A 15997-nucleotide genomic window follows, 5' to 3' on the forward strand; every position below is an offset into this window, starting at 1 on the left:
AAGAGTGTAGCACTCAACAAATGTTATTCTGCGTAGAGGCGAAACGAATTATACGCACGCGCACGGATCTGAGGCGTTAAGTATGCCATCCGCCGTTTGGACTAATGATCTGCCCGGTTATGTACGACGATTCCGGCAAGGACAAGAAATACACCAGCGAAGCGACTTCGTCGGGTTGTCCGAAACGGCCCAGCGGAATTTCCTGCTCGAGCGCCGCCTTCTCTTCCTCGTTAAAACCGCTCATCATCTTTGTATCGACGGCTCCCGGCGCCACCGCGTTAACGGTAACTCCCGAAGGAGCAAGCTCCTTGGCGAGCGCCTTCGTAAAGGCATTCATGCCGCCTTTGGTTGTGGAGTACAGCACTTCGCAGGAAGCGCCTGACATCCCCCAGATCGACGACACGTTAATAATCCGCCCAAACCGGTTGGAGATCATATTCGGCATAAAAAGCTGGCTGGACAAAAACATGCCCTTCAGGTTCACGGCCATCACATCGTCCCATTCCTGCTCCGTCACATCCATCAGCATGCCGTAATGGGAGATTCCCCCGTTATTGACAAGGATATCGGGCAGCATGCCATGAGCCTCCAGCTTCTCTTTCATCCTCGTGAGCTGCTCCTTCGAACGAAGATCGGCCGAAATGGTCATGACATTGGCGCCCAGGCGCATGCACGCTCTTGCTGTTTCGTTAGCCGCTTCATGCGATTCCCTATAATGAATGACGATATTAAGTCCTTCCGAGGCAAAGCGCTGCGCGATGGCAGCGCCGATGCCGCGGCTTCCCCCGGTTATCAATACCGTCATTTCTTTGAAAGGCTTCATTAAACCGGCTGTCCGTCCGGCTTCTCAACGATGGATATCGCTAGCTGCTGGAAATCGAAATGCTCGCGGATCCGTTCATTCACTTGCTCCAGCGTGCAATTCTCGTACAGGGACAAGAGATCAAACATGTCGCTGTCGCGGAACCGGTATCGCGTAAATTCGCCGGCAATCGCTTCAGGGGAGTTCAGCATCCGCAAATATCCGCCGATTTTTTTCCGCTTCGACCGTTCAAAGGCTGCAGGTTCAATCCCCGTGCGCAGCGCTTCTTCTACAGCCGTACGGATTCGGCTAAGCAGTTCATCCGGATTCGGCGAGTCGCCACCAATAACCGAGAAAGCATAATCCGTGCTAACGTTAAATTCCGTTCCGAAGGAATCGGAAATTAGATTTTGCTCATACAAATCCTGATACAAGGCAGAGCTGGCGCCGAACAAGGCGTCAAGCATCAGCTTGGAGGTCACTTCGTGGCTTAGGAGAGCCTGGCCCGTAAGTCCGGTTTTCTTCTCCTTGAAGCCAAACATGACTTTAGGAAGCGATACCGGGAGCTTCGTTACTTTCCTCGGCACTTTAACGCTTTCCGGTTCATGCTCGAAGAAGCGTTTGATTTCTCCTTGCGGCTTGAAGGTCTTGCGGGCTTGATTGTTGCGCACAAGCTCGAATACCTCCTCCGCCTTCACTCCGCCTACTACGAACAACAGCATATTGGACGGATGGTAAAACGTTTCATAACAGCGGTACAGCGTTTCCTTATCGATCTGATAAATCGACTCCACGGTACCGGCGATATCAATATGAATAGGATGGGTGTGGTACATGGCATCAATCAGGCCGAAGTATACACGCCAATCCGGATTGTCTTTGTACATGTTAATCTCTTGTGCGATAATGCCCTTTTCCTTATCCACGTTCTGATCGGTAAAATAAGGATGCTGGACAAAATCGATCAAGGTTTCGAGATTTGCCGGAATCTGCTCCGTTGCGGAGAACAAATAAACGGTACGGTCGAAGCTTGTGAACGCGTTGGCCGATGCACCTTGCGAAGCAAACGTGGCAAAGATATCGCCGGTAGGCTCCTCGAACATCTTATGCTCCAGAAAATGGGCAATCCCGTCCGGCACGCGAACAGGCTCTTGATCGCCTACGGCAAATTTGTTGTCGACGGAACCGTATTTGGTTGCAAAGGTCGCGTAGGTTTTCTGAAAGCCTTCCTTCGGCAGGACGATCACTTCGAGGCCGTTATCCAGCACTTCGCGGTATAGCGTTTCCTGAACGCCTTTATAGTCGAGTGTCTCCATGCCGTCAGGCCTCCTTCTGGTCGCGCAAGAAATAAATCGTATCCAGCTGCGCCAATCCCGCAACCCGGACGATATCCTCTGCCGTTACCGCTTCAATCTGGTCAAGCAGCTGCTGTGCCGTTCTTTCTTTGCCGGAAAGCACGGCATTAAAATCATAAGCGATCATCTCGTAAGCGGAATCCTGCAGCTCCCGGAGATGATTGGCAATCATCGCTTTGGTCTGATTCATCTCAAGGTCGGAAAGCTTGCCTTGCCGCATGCTCTCCAGCTGCTCCTTGATGATCGTAACCGCCTTCTCGTAGTTGTCGATTTCGATACCCGATTGAATCGTAAGCAAACCTTTATGCCCATCTAGCCTGGAGGCCGCGTAATAAGCAAGGCTCTCTTTCTCCCGGACGTTCAGGAACAGCTTGGAATGCGGGTAACCGCCAAGAATTCCGTTATACATCAAGGAAGCCGCGTAATCGTCGTCGCCATAGCCTACATTCGTACGCAGTCCCATGTTCAGCTTGCCCTGGTTAACGTCCATGCGTTCGACAACGGTTTTGACATTGCGAACTTCATGGGCGATAGACGGAGCAGAGTAGCTTGCAGGATGGCCATTCTCGATGCGGAAAGCTTCCTTCGCAAGGGCGGCTACTTCATCCATCGTAGTATCGCCTACGACGTATAAATCGAATGCGGCTTCACTTAGCCATTGTTTATATTGACTATATAGCGATTCCGGCGTAATGGAGCTGATTTCCTCCAGCTTGCCAAGAGGATGGAGACGGTAAGGCTCGCCGGCGCACATCTCTTCCATGCAGCGTTCAGCCGCATACCGGATCTTGTCGTTAACGATGGATTCCAGACGCTTCGTCAACGTCTGCTTCTCCGCATCCACATACTTGCGGCGGAATGCGCCGTCTTCCGTTACCGGCTCCGTCACGACTTCGCCAAGGAACCTCAACGACGAACTCAGCAGCGGAACGTCGGACGATACGAAATGATCGTTGATCACGTCCATGCGGAATTGAACGATTTGAGAATCGCCTCTTTTATATACATCAAAGCCGAATCCGGCGCCGTACAAATCATCCAGCCTCTCGCGGAAAGCCTTCGTCTCGGGCGTAGATACCGTTCCGCGGCGCAAAACAAACGGGGCGAGCGCGGTTTTTGTTACAGCCTCTTCAGATAAAGGCAGTCCGGCGAACAGCGATATCGCAAACGTCTTGAACCGCTTGGTTGGCATTACATGCAGCCTAATCCGGCCGATTTGCCCTCTTTCGAATAATGTCACTTCCGTTTGCTCCTTCCGAGTGAAATGGAATATAGTAAATGTATTCCATTTTCATGCTTCCTATACCCATTCTAACCGATACGAAATGGAAGAAGCAACCTGCCTGCCCAAGGCAGAAAGGCTGCTTCTGATAATCCTTACATACAGAAAATATGCTTGCCAATGGTCTTCACCTGAGGTCTGGACCAGATCCATTTGGACGTTGCCGTCTCGGGATTGAAATAGTACGTGCAGCCGCCCGTAGGATCCCATCCGTTGATGGCGTCCTGCACGGCCTTGCGGGCCGTTTCGTTTGGAGTCAGCCAGATCTGGCCGTCAGCCACTGCCGTAAACGCAAGAGGCTGGAAGATAACGCCGGAGATTGTGTTCGGGAAGCTCGGCGACTTCAAGCGGTTCAGAATAACGGCTGCTACCGCTACCTGGCCTTCGTACGGTTCGCCGCGCGATTCCCCGTATACCGCATTCGCCATAATCTTCAAATCGCTTTCCGAAAGACCGAGATTATTGGATTTCGACGGCGTGCTTCCGCTTGAAGACCCGGTATCCGAGCCGTTGTTGCTGCCGCTGCCGGAGCTGCCGGATGTATTGCCGGTGTCCGCAGCGGTCGGCTGCCAGTTTTTCGTGGCCTCCCACAGCTTGAGCTTGGTTTTTGCCCCAACTACCCCGTCGGATTTCATCCCGAACTTCCATTGGAACCAAGTCACCGCATTTTTCGTCTTGGTACCGAAGCTCCCGTCGATCGCACCGTTGTAATAGCCCAAATATTTAAGCCTGCCCTGCAGCTCGTAGACATCCGAGCCGGATGAACCTACCGTTAAAGTAGCATTGCTGAACGTTGCTTTTGCATCATCCTGCGATGATTGCTGGAGGGAATGCATTCCGAACAATACCATCACGATGATGGCAGTCACGACAATTAATCGATTTTTCATGTAGGATTCTGCCTTTCTCTTGCAAGTTAGTCCGCGATTAGCTGCGTTACCTAACTCTAGTATGAGAAGGGATTCCTGCTTCTATTCATCATTGCGTATTGCCGCAGGAAAGGCCGAGGCTGCTCATGAAGGAATGCGGCTGGCCTGGTATTGCTCGATCGACATCAGGACCTCCCGCGGCTTGCTGCCTTCGTAAGGACCCACGATCCCCCGTGCTTCCATTTGGTCCACAAGCCTTGCCGCGCGGGTATAACCAACCCTCATCCGCCGCTGAAGAAGCGATACGGATGCCTGCTTCGCTTCGAGAACGATCTGAACGGCTTGATCGTATAGCTCGTCCAGTACTTCCTCCGGATCTGCCGACTCTTCCTCTACCTCAGGCACCAGATCTTCCTTGTATTCCGCTTCGGCCTGACCTCTTGCGTAATCGACAAGGGCCTCGACCTCCTGATCGGACAAGAAGGCCCCTTGCACGCGAATCGGCTTCGACATGCCAACCGGCAGATACAGCATGTCTCCTCTGCCCAGCAGCTTCTCCGCGCCAACCATGTCCAGAATGGTACGGGAGTCGACCTGCGAGGATACGCCGAAGGCAATCCTGGACGGGATATTCGCTTTAATAACCCCCGTAATAACGTCTACCGACGGACGCTGCGTAGCGATAATGAGATGGATGCCCGCGGCGCGGGCCATCTGGGCAAGCCTTGCAATGGAATCTTCAACGTCGTTTGACGCAACCATCATCAAATCCGCAAGCTCGTCGACAATTACGACGATGTAAGGAAGTACGGCTTTGGGATTCTCGGCCATCAAAGCGTTGTAGCCTTCGATATTTCGCGTGCTCGATTTGGAGAACAGCTCATAGCGCTTCTCCATCTCGACAACAATTTTCTTCAAGGCAAGTGCCGCGCGCCTTGGGTCTGTTACAACCGGCGCAAGCAAATGCGGAATACCGTTATATACGTTTAATTCAACCATCTTAGGGTCGACCATCAGAAACTTTACTTCATCCGGAGCGGCCTTGTACAAAATGCTGGTGATGATACCGTTAATGCAGACCGATTTACCCGAACCCGTAGCTCCGGCTACCAGCAGATGGGGCATTCTCGCCAGGTTGCCAATGATCGGTTGACCGGAAATATCCCGGCCAAACGCGATCGACAGCTTGGACGGAGCATTTTGGAAGGTGGCGGTTTCCATGACTTCGCGCATGGTCACCATCGATACTTCCATATTAGGAACTTCGATGCCGATCGCCGATTTACCCGGAATCGGCGCTTCCATGCGGATATCCTTTGCGGCTAACGCCAAGGCGATATCGTCCGTCAGGCTGACAATCCGGCTTACCTTCACGCCCGATGCCGGCTGAACCTCATAACGCGTAACCGCCGGACCGCGCACGACATCAAGCACCTTGGCTTTCACGCCAAAGCTCTCCAGCGTGGCTTCCAGCTTACGCTTCGAATCCATGGCATCCGCCCCGTCGCCGCCTCTTGCCATCAAGCTTGGCTTGGCAAGCAGAGAGAAAGGCGGCAGCAAGTATGGCTTCTTGACAGGCGCATCCGATGCCGGCTGATGGATACCCGTCGTTGCGGACTTATCCGTTTCCGCAATATCTTCCTGAGGCTCCTGCCCCGGGGCGGAAGGCTCCGTTTCGTGTTGCTCGTAATCTTCCGCATATCGAGCTGAGTCCGTTATAACGGCCTCAGCTATATGGTGATCCTCTGGCTCTACCTCGTCGTATGTATCTGCGCGCGGAACCAATCTTGTAATGACAGCCGGCTCCTCGTCTTCCTCGAACTCGTTATATGCAGGAGCAGCGGAAGTATGGCTGCCGGGCTCAGGCTGCTGCTCCTCCCATGGAGGAAGCCCGTCCTCCTGTTGCTTGTGACTCATACCGGAATCGCCTTCGCCGTTGGGGTCCCACTGTTCGTCGTCATCCCAAGGCTGTGCTTTCGCCCAATGTGGCTTGGCGTCGCCGTCGTGTCCTCCGTTGTAATGCTCTTCGTTCATTGACCAATCGTCATGGGCGTTTTGCGCTTCAGGCTGATTGTTCTGTTCCTGATGTCTCCAGGAGAAGAAAAGCGATTTCTTGCGCCTTGGCGGAAGTGCTGCCGCGTAATCATCATCCTCGTCATCGTCGTCAATCGCATCGGATTGCGCGAATACCGGGGGATTGACGGCTTTGTTTGATTTGGCTGCGCTCCGAAGCGCCGCCCCCTTCGACCATTTGGCGGCAAGCAGCTTGAACATTCGTATGCTCTTGTCCCGGCCGATACGGGCAAGCTCCACATACGATTTGCCCGTAAGCAGCATAATGGCGATAGCGTACATAACGCCTGCAATCAGCTTGGAGCCAAAATAACCGAAAAGCGTGAACAGCATCGAATATTCGATTGCCCCAATATAACCGCCGCTTATGGCTCGCTGGCTGATCGGCCTGTCATCGGCACCGTCGAATGACAACAGCTCGTCCTTCATGTCCTGGCCAAGCTGGTGAAGAATAGCTCCACCCGTCAAGTCGGAAGTCGGAAGCAGCTTACGGTCGATTTCGGCTATGCTGCTGGATAACGCAAGGGCCAAAACAAACACAAGAAGGCCTGTCCGACGATTGGTCCAACCGCGCGGCCAAGCCCTTTTGACCATGACAACCAGTCCGACGTAAATGCCGACCAGTGCCAATACAAAATAAAACTTGCCCAGGAACAAGCCAAACAGCTTGGACAAGGAGCGTCCAACCGTAGCCTCTCCCGATAAAGCAATTACCGATACCGTAATAAGCAAAATACCGTATACTTCATATTTTAATTGCGTAGTTATCGATTTTTTCTTTCGTCTTTTCTTAGCCAATGCTTCGTCACCTCTGCCTAGCATTATACCATATCCAGGCAAAGGTTCCTATTGGACATAAGAACCTTTGTACGTATTTTTACGACATCGGCGGCTGTCCGAACATGACGAAATTACCCGGTGCGAGCTCCGGCTTTAAATAATCATCGAGGCTGCAATGAAGCAGGCGAACGATTTTCCCCATACCCGGCGCTACGGGCTGAACCTGCATAAATACGCCGTTGACCCATACTTCCTGGGAAGGCTCCGGTTCTCCGTGAATGCCGTCGAAGACATTCTCAAGCGGCATAATCGTATAGAGCGTCATTAATTGTACACCCCTGTCTGCGCTGCAGGCTTACGCTCGGCGATCCGGCTGTTAAGCTCCCTAAGCGCATCCCCTAATCCGCCTACCGCGTCAATCAGGCCGTATTTCACGGCATCCGAACCGATAACGGTTGTGCCGATATCTCTCGTAAGTTCGCCGGTCTTGAACATCAGTTCTTTAAATTTCTCTTCCGTCACATTGGAATGCATGGTCACAAACTTCAAGATGCGCTCCTGCATCTTATCCAGATATTCGAACGTTTGAGGTACTCCGATAACGAGACCGTTCAGACGAATCGGATGAATGGTCATGGTGGCCGTCGCCGCAATAAAGGACATGTTGCCCGCCACTGCAATCGGAACGCCAATGGAATGTCCGCCGCCAAGCACCAGCGTCACCGTAGGCTTGGACAAGGAAGAGATCATCTCGGCGATGGCAAGTCCCGCTTCAACGTCGCCGCCAACGGTATTGAGCACGATCAGAATGCCCTCGATCTTCGGATTTTGCTCCGCGGCGACAAGCTGCGGAATGAGATGCTCGTATTTGGTTGTTTTATTTTGCGGCGGCAGGACGATATGGCCCTCCACCTGTCCGATAATCGTCATGCAGAAAATATTCGATTCCGACGCCGGAGTAGTCGTCTGCCCTAATTGCTGTATCGTTTCCACGATCGAATTTTGCTTCTTCTTCTCGCTCTCTGCCGGATCCGGCTGCTGCGGCTGATCTTCATTCATGTAATTCATATTTATTCCCCCTCGTTAACGTAAGCGCTCGTCATAGTATGAGGTGGAATGGCGAATTTATACGGCTTGCGCAAGCAAAAAAGAACGCCCCTCAGGAGCTCGATCACTCCTCGTTGGAACGTTCTTTCAAGTTAAACTTCCATGATAATCGGAAGAATCATTGGCCGACGTCTGGTCTGTTCGTATAAGAAGCGCCCTAAGGCATCTTTTACATTCGTTTTGAGCGAAGCCCATTCGTTTACCTTATCATGCATCAGCTTATTAAGCGTTGAAGTGACAATTTTGGTTGCTTCGTCTAACAACCCTTCCGATTCCCTCACGTATACAAAACCGCGAGAGATAATGTCCGGACCTGAGATAATGGATCCCCCATCCTGTTTGCTGAGCGTAACAACGACAACAAGAATGCCGTCCTGGGATAGAAGCTTGCGATCCCGCAGCACAATGTTGCCGACATCTCCCACGCCAAGCCCGTCAATCAATATATTGCCTGCCTGCACCTTGGAGCCTTTCCGGGCTAGACCATCTTGAAACTCAACGGTTTCCCCGTTCTCGATGACAAATATATGACTCCGTTCAATACCTACGGCTTCCCCGAGCTGAGCGTGCTGCTTAAGCATCCGGTACTCCCCGTGGATCGGTATAAAATATTTCGGCTTGATTAAATTAAGCATCAGCTTTAATTCTTCCTGACTTCCGTGACCCGACACGTGCACGCCCGATATGGAACCGGGGCCGTATATGACATGAGCGCCCAAGCGGAACAGCTCATCCACGGTTCTGCCGACGTAACGCTCATTTCCCGGTATAGGCGTAGCGGCAATGATAACGGTATCCCCAGGCAAAATATCAACCTTGCGATGAGTCGACCTCGCCATCCTCGTTAAGGCCGACATGGGCTCGCCTTGACTGCCCGTGCACAGAACGACCACGCGGTCGGCAGCCAGCTTATTCACTTCCTCGGGCTCAATTATCATTCCGTCCGGAATGTGCAGATACCCCAACTCCGATGCGACCGTGACGACATTAACCATGCTGCGCCCGACAACAGCCACATGCCTGTTAGTTGCAATTGCGGCGTTGATAACCTGCTGAATTCGATGCACGTTGGAAGCAAAGGTTGCCACGACTACGCGTTGAGAGGACTTGCGAAAAATATCTTCAAGCGCTTCCCCAACATTTTTCTCCGATGGCGTATAACCGGGTCTTTCCGCATTGGTGCTGTCCGACAGGAGTGCGAGTACGCCTCTTTGGCCGATCTCCGCCATCCGTTTTAAATCCGCGTACTGACCATTCACCGGCGTGTAATCAAATTTGAAGTCACCGGTATGTACGATCGTTCCTTCCGGCGTATCAAGCGCAACGCCAATGGAGTCCGGAATGCTGTGATTCGTTTTGAAAAAGCTTGCCCTTATTGTCCCGAGCTGCACTTCGGAATCCGCATCGATTACGATCCGCTTGGTCTCCCCGAGTAGACCGGCTTCCTTCAGCTTCCCTTCAATCAGCCCTAATGTCAGCTTGGTTCCATACACGGGGACATTCAGCTGCTTCAGTACGTAGGACAAACCGCCGATATGGTCTTCATGGCCATGCGTGATCAGAATGGCTCTGACTTTATCCCGATTTTCCGTTAAATAGGAAATATCCGGAATAACGATATCGATCCCCAGCATATCTTCTTCGGGGAACTTAAGTCCCGCGTCCACGACGACAATATCGTTCGAATACTGAACAACATACATATTCTTGCCAATCTCGCCAACTCCGCCAAGGGCAAATACGAGCAGCTTATCCTGAATTTTCTTCGACAAGTGCTTACCTCCTTCGAATGAAACCATTCTCCGTTCCAGCTAATTGTATGAATTTTCCGTCCGTTTCACTTGACCTCATTATACATGATGAAAAAGACGGAAAACAAGGTGAAACAACCGCCCGTTTGTCCCGCTCGCGAATGCAAAAAAAGCAGGCCGGAGATAATCTCTCCGCCCTGCTTATCGAGGTCAAATCAAAATTATATTAGACCAGCTTGCTAATAAAAGCCGCTTCGGCTTCGCTGGCTGCCACGAGCGGAAGCCTAACCCCTCCTACAGGCATGCCGCGCAGCTCAAGCGCGTATTTAACGGCAACCGGATTAGGAACCGGATGAGGACATTCGAACAAGCCTTTGAACACCGGGTAGCATTCCGCATGAAGCTTGGCTGCCTGCTTTACATCGCCGCTCAGGTACGATTCGATCAGCTGCTTCATTTTAGTGCCGATGATGTGGCTCGCCACGCTTACGATACCGTAACCGCCAATCGCAAGAGTCGGCAGTGTTGCGCTGTCATCGCCGCTGTAAACACGGAAATGATCCGGAGCTGCGGCAATAATCTGCGACAACTGATCGGAGGATGCGCAATCTTTGGTTGCAACCACATTATCAAGTTCCGCAAGGCGGAGTGTGGTTTCAACGGAAATATTAATACCTGTGCGGCCTGGAACGTTATAGAGCATGACAGGTAAATTGGTAGATTCAGCGATTGCTTTGAAGTGTTGATACAAGCCTTCTTGATTCGGCTTGTTATAGTACGGCGCAACCAGAAGCACTCCGTCTACGCCAGCATCTTCCGCTACCTTCGTCAGATGAATCGAATGCGCTGTATTGTTGCTTCCCGTTCCGGCAATAATTTTGCAGCGGCCGGCAGCGCGCTCCATAGCGTAACGGAACAGCTCCGCTTTCTCATCTTCCGTCAAAGTTGGGGATTCACCCGTGGTGCCGGATACAACAAGCGTGTCGCTTTGCTGTTCTTTAATCAGATAATCGATCAAACGACCGGTCGTGTCCCAGTCAATTTGACCATTTTCATCGAAAGGCGTGACCATTGCAGTAATTAATCTACCAAAATCCATTGTTATGACCTCCTGAAAAGTACTTCACTTCGTAAGCGCAACAGCTATTATCGATTATATATGAAGTTCAAACTTCGCATGAAGCGCCCTTACGGCCTTCACCATATCCTCTGCCTTCACCAGTACCCAAATCGTTGTATTGGAGTCGGCGGATTGCATGATTGTAATGCCTTCCTCGGTTAAGGCTTCCACTATACGGGCCATAACGCCCGGCACGCCGTTCATACCGCCGCCAATGACGGACACCTTGGCGCAGCCGCGAACAGCGAGCGGATCATATCCGCATTCCTGAAGAACCGATACTGCCCGGTCAGCGTCCTGGTCGAATACGGTGTATACCGCTCCGCTTGGCGTAACGTTAATAAAATCAACGCTGATATGATGCTTTGCCATCGTCTGGAACACTTGAAGCTGCACGTCGCTTCTGCCCTCGATCGCTTTAACCGTTATTTGCGTTACCCCCGATACATGCGCAATCCCCGTAGCTTGACGGTCGGTAACCGGGGTGAACGCCGCATCGGAGACGAGAGTCCCTTCCTCCATGGAGAAGGTCGATCTTACGCGTACCGGTATTCTTGCCTGCTGGGCAATTTCCACCGCGCGCGGATGAATGACTTTCGCTCCCTGGCGTGCCATATTGCAGATCTCCGCATAGCTGACAACCTGGAGCGGCTTCGCATTTTCCACGATGCGGGGATCCGCCGTCAATATCCCGTTAACATCCGTATAAATGTCAACCATTTCTGCACGAAGCGCCGCGCCTAACGCGGTTGCCGACGTATCGCTCCCGCCCCGGCCGAGCGTCGTCATGTCGCCGCTTTCCGTGCTTCCTTGAAACCCGGTTACAATTACGACCTTTTCATCCCGCAAATGCTGCAATATCTTCTCGGGACGCAGCTCTTTAATCCGGGCGTGGCCGTATTGATCATCCGTAATGATTCCTGCTTGGCCGCCGTTTAAAACGACGGATGGTATCCCTTCGGAGCAAAGCAAGCTGCATAACGCCGCGGCCGAGATAATCTCACCGCAGCCCAGCAGCATATCCCGCTCCCGCGCCGGCAGCTTATCGCCGTTGCTGCGGATGAGCTGAAGCAAGGTGTCCGTAGCGTACGGATCCCCGGAACGTCCCATCGCCGAAACAACGACTACAACGCTATAGCCATTTGCGAGCTCTCTTGCAATATGTTGAAGACAATAGCTTCTAGCATGATCGGTCGAAAGTGAAGTGCCCCCGAACTTTTGTACCAGGATGCGCATTGCTGTCTTTCCTCCGTAACCGATACAAAGATGTCTGAGTGGATATGCCTAACCGAAGACAGACATCTTCCCGGTCGTAGTTGTTTTTGTGGCACAAGTCGAACAATTTCAATTTGAATGAATGAAGACAAAACAAGCGGCGTAATCGAATTCAAGGCCCCCGGCTGAATCGCCAGCGTCCCGAATACGTCGCCGCCTGCTTGTAATAGATGATACACCTATAAGAGCATCTTAATAGTTGAACCGCTCAATCAGTAACGGCTGCAGCTGTTTCCCCTGCAAGGCTGCTTCGCATGCTTCCAAAGCCAGATCCATTCTCGCCACAAGCGAGTTTGGTTTTTGTGCCGGGTTATCCTGGCCAAATGGCACGAAATAAATATTTTTAGCGACTAACAGCTTTGCGATATTAGCAGCATTTAATCCGAGACCGTCATTAGTCGAAATTGCAAGCACAAGTGGCCTTAGATTGCGCATTTGAGCTTTCGCCGCCATAAGCACGGCGCTATCGGTAATCGCGTTCGCGAGTCTGCTTGTCGTGCTGCCCGTGCATGGGGCAATCAGAAGCACGTCGAAAAGCTTTGCCGGACCAAGCGGTTCAGCCTGCACAATCGTCGAAATAATTTCATTGCCGGTTATCGCCTTCAGCTGCGTCTGCCATTCTTCAGACGATCCGAATCGCGTGTCTGTTGTCATAATGGATTGCGATACGATTGGCACCACATTTGCGCCAGCATCGACAAACCTTTTTATTTGAGGCATAATTTCAGCCAATGTACAGTGCGAGCCAGACAGCGCATACCCGACTGTTTTCCCTGTCCAATCCATTACCCATTCCCCCGCTTTATCGAATCGTCCGTAATCAACTGAGTCAAGCAATCCGCTATGATTCGTCCAGCTGTTTTAGGTGCGACGATACCGGGAAGTCCGGGCGCGAGTATCGCTTTAATGCCTCTCTTCTCGGCGAAGCGGAAATCGGTTCCGCCAGGCTTTGTAGCAAGGTCAATAATAACGGTTCGCGAAGGCAAATTTGCTATAATTTGCGCTGTGATTATCATAGTCGGAATTGTATTAAAAAGCAAGTCAATATTACCCGTATTTTGGAGGAGTTGACTTGTGTAAAACGGCGTAAAACCCATCTCCGCAGCCCTTGCGAAATGCTCGCTGCGCCTTACGCCAATCAGTACTTTTGCGCCTAAGCTCTGCAAGGTCCGGGCCATCGTAAACCCGGTTCTGCCAAATCCCAATACCATGCTTGTTGATCCATGTATCGTAATATCCGTATTCTGAATGGCCATCATAATGGCCCCTTCTGCCGTCGGAATGGAGTTGTAGATCGCAACATCATCACGGTCGAACAGCTCGACAAGACCAATCTGATGCTTCTCGCAAAGCTCCCGCAAATAGGGCTTTGCCATCCCGGCATACACCTTGCAATGCTTAGGCAGCCTAGCGATATGTCGATCCTCCAACTGCATCTGGCGGTCACTGAATACAGCATGAATAAAGCCGTTATCATCCGTGCCTACTGCAGGCAGCAGCAGTGCATCAACATCGTCAAACAAACTTTCGTCAAATTCGGCTTGCACTGCGCCGTCCAAGGAAGAATGCAGTCCGTCAAAACCGGACACCGTTACGGTTGCATCCAGCTCCGTTAACTTGCGAATGACTTCAAGCTGTCTCGCATCGCCTCCTAGCAGCAGTATTTGAACGCCTGTTAGCATGTAGGCTTCACTCCTTTCTGCGCACTAGCTATAGACCATCTTATGCCCTGCGCCCAGAATGGTGAAAGCCAATATTTCGGAATGCAAAAAAAGCACCAAAACCAAGGTTAACCTGGTCTTGGTGCTTTTATGGTTCAATTGAGTGCAGACCGGATATTTTGGGTTTTCGTTTGATACCCCATCCCGTTCTTACACGCCGGTATGCCCGAAACCGCCTGCGCCGCGGACAGTATCGGGAAGCTCATCCGCTTCGGCGATCGTGATTTCCGGCAGCCGCTGGATCACCATTTGGGCGATACGCTCGCCGCGGTTGATGGTGAACGGCTCCTGGCCCAGATTAATGAGCAGTACCTTCACTTCGCCGCGGTAATCCGCATCGATGGTGCCCGGTGAGTTCAAACAAGTGATACCATGCTTGAATGCCAGTCCGCTTCTGGGACGGACCTGAGCTTCCACTTGCGGCGGCATCGCCATCGCAAGGCCGGTCGGGATCAGCTTGCGCTCCCCTGGCGCAAGCACGACCGGCTCGTTTACAGCGGCTTGCAGGTCAAAGCCCGCAGCCCACTCGGACATTTTACCAGGCAATGCGATATCTTCATTACCCGGCAATCGTTTAAAGAGAATTTGAAACAAAACGATCCCTCCCGATCTGAGCTGCAGCTTTATCGTTAGTTCCAACCATGGCAACGGCAAACGGCACGGACAGCATCCGCTCCGTTACTTCGCGTACATCCTTCATCGTGACATTGTCGATGCGTTGCAGCATTTCGTCTAACGTATAGTGTCTTCCGATCATCAATTCGTTTTTGCCGAGGCGGTTCATCCGGCTGCTCGTGCTCTCAAGGCTCAGGATCAGGCTGCCCTTCAGCTGCTCTTTCCCGCGATGCAATTCTTCGTCGCTAAGTCCCTTCACCGAAAGCTCTTCCATCTGCTCAAGCGTCAGATCAAGCACATCTTTCGTCTGCTTCGGCGCTGTTCCCGCATAAACGGTAAACAATCCGCTGTCCGCATAAGACGTATGATAGGAATAAACCGAATAAGCCAGGCCCCGCTTCTCGCGGATTTCCTGGAACAGCCTTGAGCTCATGCCCCCGCCAAGCGCATTGTTAAGCAGAATCATGGCATATAGCTGCGGGTCAGAGTTGGAACAGCCTGGGAAGGTAAGGCAGAGATGATTCTGCTCCGTTTTTTTCTTGAAGTAAACATAATCGCCGTGGAACGTAGGAGCCGTAACAATACTGCTCTTTCCTTTGTTCTGAAAGCGGCCGAAGTATTGCTCGAGGAGTGCCAGAAGCTTGGTTTCCTCCACGTTGCCGGCAACGCTGATTACCGTATTCTCAATCGTGTATGTATCATTCATATAACCGCGCAGCGATTCCGAATTCATGGCCGTAAGGCGTTCTTCCAGACCAAGAATGGAATAAGCAAGCGGGTGATCGCCGTAGGCTGCTCGTGAAGCCTCATCATGCACCTTGTCATCCGGCGTATCCTCGTACATGGAGATTTCCTCCAAAATAACGTTTTTCTCTTTTGCCAGTTCCTCCGCATCCAGCTTAGATTCGAAGAACATATCCGACAATGCGTCGACCGCAAGAGGAAGATGCTCATCCAATACCTTTGCGAAGTAGCAGGTGTATTCCTTGGATGTAAAAGCATTTACGTTGCCGCCAATCCCGTCAAACAGATCGGCAATGTCCTTAGCTGTGCGGCCGTTCGTGCCCTTGAACAGCATGTGCTCGATAAAATGGGAAATCCCGTTGTTCTCGGGCGTTTCATTGCGAGAACCGGTCTTTACCCAAATGCCGAAGGAGACCGACCGGAATGTCGGCAAATATTCCACAACGACGCGGAGGCCATTGCTGAGCGTGTATTTATTCACTTGGTATCCTCCTAAAATGAAT

General features: G+C 51.8%; 14 protein-coding genes. All 14 read right to left on the reverse strand.

Annotation, left to right across the window (positions count from 1 at the left end; all coding sequences use genetic code 11):
* Positions 1-76 precede the first annotated feature (76 nt).
* The 14 genes from ymfI to EV294_RS07795 all read right to left on the reverse strand — a co-directional run bounded on the left by ymfI (position 77) and on the right by EV294_RS07795 (position 15975).
* Positions 77-823, reverse strand: coding sequence for an elongation factor P 5-aminopentanone reductase (gene ymfI, locus EV294_RS07730; RefSeq protein ID WP_132305542.1), 747 nt, complete (start codon positions 821-823; stop codon positions 77-79).
* Positions 823-2118 carry an EF-P 5-aminopentanol modification-associated protein YfmH gene (gene yfmH / locus EV294_RS07735; RefSeq protein WP_132305544.1) on the reverse strand — a complete coding sequence of 432 codons (1296 nt, stop codon included), beginning with the start codon at positions 2116-2118 and terminating at the stop codon, positions 823-825. The genes ymfI and yfmH overlap by 1 nt, the downstream gene beginning before the upstream one ends.
* 4 nt (positions 2119-2122) lie before the next feature.
* A complete protein-coding gene (yfmF, locus tag EV294_RS07740) occupies positions 2123-3349 on the reverse strand; it encodes an EF-P 5-aminopentanol modification-associated protein YfmF (protein WP_132307138.1) in 1227 nt (408 codons plus the stop codon).
* A 185-nt stretch (positions 3350-3534) separates the two neighbouring features.
* Positions 3535-4329, reverse strand: a complete 795-nt coding sequence (sleB, locus tag EV294_RS07745) for a spore cortex-lytic enzyme (protein WP_132305547.1) — start codon at positions 4327-4329, stop codon at positions 3535-3537.
* A gap of 123 nt (positions 4330-4452) precedes the next feature.
* Positions 4453-7179: an FtsK/SpoIIIE family DNA translocase gene (locus EV294_RS07750; protein ID WP_132305549.1), complete on the reverse strand. Its 2727-nt coding sequence runs from the start codon at positions 7177-7179 to the stop codon at positions 4453-4455.
* 79 nt (positions 7180-7258) lie between these two features.
* On the reverse strand, positions 7259-7486 hold the full coding sequence (locus tag EV294_RS07755) for a YlzJ-like family protein (RefSeq protein ID WP_132305551.1): 228 nt from the start codon (positions 7484-7486) through the stop codon (positions 7259-7261).
* The gene (locus EV294_RS07760) at positions 7486-8229 is read right to left on the reverse strand and encodes a ClpP family protease (protein ID WP_132305553.1); all 744 of its coding nucleotides are present in this window, start codon (positions 8227-8229) and stop codon (positions 7486-7488) included. Before EV294_RS07760 ends, EV294_RS07755 begins: the two co-directional genes overlap by 1 nt.
* A 131-nt stretch (positions 8230-8360) precedes the next feature.
* Positions 8361-10040, reverse strand: a complete 1680-nt coding sequence (locus EV294_RS07765) for a ribonuclease J (RefSeq protein ID WP_132305555.1) — start codon at positions 10038-10040, stop codon at positions 8361-8363.
* A 205-nt stretch (positions 10041-10245) separates the two neighbouring features.
* Complete coding sequence (gene dapA, locus EV294_RS07770) at positions 10246-11118, reverse strand: 4-hydroxy-tetrahydrodipicolinate synthase (protein ID WP_132305557.1); 873 nt, start codon at positions 11116-11118, stop codon at positions 10246-10248.
* A 54-nt stretch (positions 11119-11172) separates the two neighbouring features.
* Complete coding sequence (gene dapG / locus EV294_RS07775; protein ID WP_132305559.1) at positions 11173-12375, reverse strand: aspartate kinase; 1203 nt, start codon at positions 12373-12375, stop codon at positions 11173-11175.
* 231 nt (positions 12376-12606) lie between these two features.
* Positions 12607-13200, reverse strand: a complete 594-nt coding sequence (locus EV294_RS07780) for a dipicolinate synthase subunit B (RefSeq protein WP_132305561.1) — start codon at positions 13198-13200, stop codon at positions 12607-12609.
* Positions 13200-14096, reverse strand: coding sequence for a dipicolinate synthase subunit DpsA (gene dpsA, locus EV294_RS07785; RefSeq protein ID WP_132305563.1), 897 nt, complete (start codon positions 14094-14096; stop codon positions 13200-13202). The genes EV294_RS07780 and dpsA overlap by 1 nt, the downstream gene beginning before the upstream one ends.
* A 189-nt stretch (positions 14097-14285) precedes the next feature.
* Positions 14286-14729 carry a dUTP diphosphatase gene (gene dut / locus EV294_RS07790; protein ID WP_132305565.1) on the reverse strand — a complete coding sequence of 148 codons (444 nt, stop codon included), beginning with the start codon at positions 14727-14729 and terminating at the stop codon, positions 14286-14288.
* A complete protein-coding gene (locus EV294_RS07795) occupies positions 14710-15975 on the reverse strand; it encodes a M16 family metallopeptidase (protein WP_132305567.1) in 1266 nt (421 codons plus the stop codon). The genes dut and EV294_RS07795 overlap by 20 nt, the downstream gene beginning before the upstream one ends.
* Positions 15976-15997 lie beyond the last annotated feature (22 nt).

The sequence above is a fragment of the Paenibacillus sp. BK033 genome (genome assembly GCF_004345425.1).
Taxonomy (GTDB): Bacteria; Bacillota; Bacilli; order Paenibacillales; family Paenibacillaceae; genus Pristimantibacillus.